Here is a 1,684-nt window from a genome sequence, read left to right as displayed (position 1 = left end):
GAGGCCACTGAAAAACAGCATTTTTATTTGCCTAATCAATATATAAATTAAAAAAGTGGATTTTTCGTTCAGAATTGAACGGAAAATCCACTTTTCCTTTATACATTTTTATTTTTCTTCCTTCATTAAGGTGAGTATTCGTTTTAAATTAACTGCGAATATAGCCATTGCCCCTTGCATTTCCATACCTAATAGACCCGAGGAATTTGCTACATTGTACCCGTGCCTGTGTTTTAATTCACTATTTTTTGCTTCAATTTTATAGCGTTCTTTCGATTTCTTTTTGAAATATTCGCTTTCTTGAAAGTGTATATGTTCTTTGTGTTCAGTTGATTTAATTGTTACACTATACGATTTACTTTTGGCACCTTCTTTATAGCATCCATCTTTAAAGGGACACTTTTTACATTTTTTTATATCAAAGTAATACATATCACGCGGATTTTTTTTCTGATTTTTTCTTTCTTGTCTTCTTTTTCGAATTGCCATATGACCTGCCTTACAAACGTACATACCCGCATCCTTATTGTATTGAAATTCATCTTCTTTTTTACGTGTTCCATGTGTAATCGTGGGGTTTAATTTCGAAACTAATTGTAATTCATTTTCATTTGCATATTGAAGATTATCAATCTCTGAATAAGCTGTATCACCAATGACTGTATCAATTTTCATTCCCGTTTCAAGACTTTTTTCAATCAATATTTTTAGATATTTCCCATCAGTATTTTCGCCTGTTGAAATGACTGCAGCTGTAATAATTCGTTCTTCATTCATCGCTAAATGTGATTTATATCCAAAAAATGAGGTATCAACAGTTTTATGCCCAGTTCGTGCTTCAGGATCATTTGAAAAATTTAGATTGTCATGGTAATCTTCAACGATTTCTTTTAAATAGTTTAGTTTTTCTTTTACTTTTGGATATTCGCGAATCGCTTCTTCTTTTTCCACAGCTTGAATGACTTTTTCACAATAAGCAAGTTCATCGACTACATCATCAGTTGTTGGCTTCGGAGGGAATTTTTCTTTCATTCCCTCATTGATTTGATAGACAGATTTTCTAAGGAGTTTAGATTTCTCCATTAAAAATTCTTTTGGTGATTTATTATTAAATCGCGATCTTGTATGAGTTGCGTCAACTATTATTGAAGTACTTTTAATTAGTTCTTTTTCTAGGGCGATATCAACTGTTTTTTGGATCAACATGTCTAATAATCCAACATCTTTTAAACGAAGCTTACGAAATTTCGTTAAAGAACTTGAATTGATCACTGATTCTTCTGGAGCCATATCAAGAAAATATTTAAAAGACATATCATATTTTGAACGTTCAACAACATCAACATCTGATAAATCAAAAATAGATTTTAGTAACAAATATTTGAACATACGAATAGGCGGCACTGCATTTCGGCCGTTATCAAGGCAATATTTATTCTTTAATTCTTCTAATACAAACGTAAAATCCACTAATTCATTTATTTGGCGAAGCATATTATCTTTCGGAACAATTAGATCGTATAAAGCCATGAAAGGGCTGAGAGTAAAAGATTCTTGATTTGATATCATTCGATACACCACCGTTACTTGATACAATAATTATACAAGAAAAAAGTGAAGGCTTCCTCGATAAATCGAGAAAGCCTTCACTTTTTTAAACCACAAGGACTTTTTCAGTGGCCTC

General features: G+C 31.7%; 1 protein-coding gene. It reads right to left on the bottom strand.

What is annotated here, in order from left to right; all coding sequences use genetic code 11:
* Window positions 1-108 precede the first annotated feature (108 nt).
* Complete coding sequence (locus ACFVRR_RS24250; protein ID WP_387333327.1) at window positions 109-1,569, bottom strand: IS1182 family transposase; 1,461 nt, start codon at window positions 1,567-1,569, stop codon at window positions 109-111.
* Window positions 1,570-1,684 lie beyond the last annotated feature (115 nt).

It is taken from the genome of Gottfriedia sp. NPDC057948 (genome assembly GCF_042887255.1).
Taxonomy (GTDB): domain Bacteria; phylum Bacillota; class Bacilli; order Bacillales; family Bacillaceae_G; genus Gottfriedia.
The sequence above is the reverse complement of the archived record's forward strand: the minus strand, read 5'-3'. Positions and strand labels throughout refer to the sequence as shown.

What these genes read in the sequence shown, in the direction of transcription:
- ACFVRR_RS24250 (WP_387333327.1), bottom strand. Translation starts at nt 1,569, where the DNA reads ATGATATCAAATCAAGAATCTTTTACTCTCAGCCCTTTCATGGCTTTA.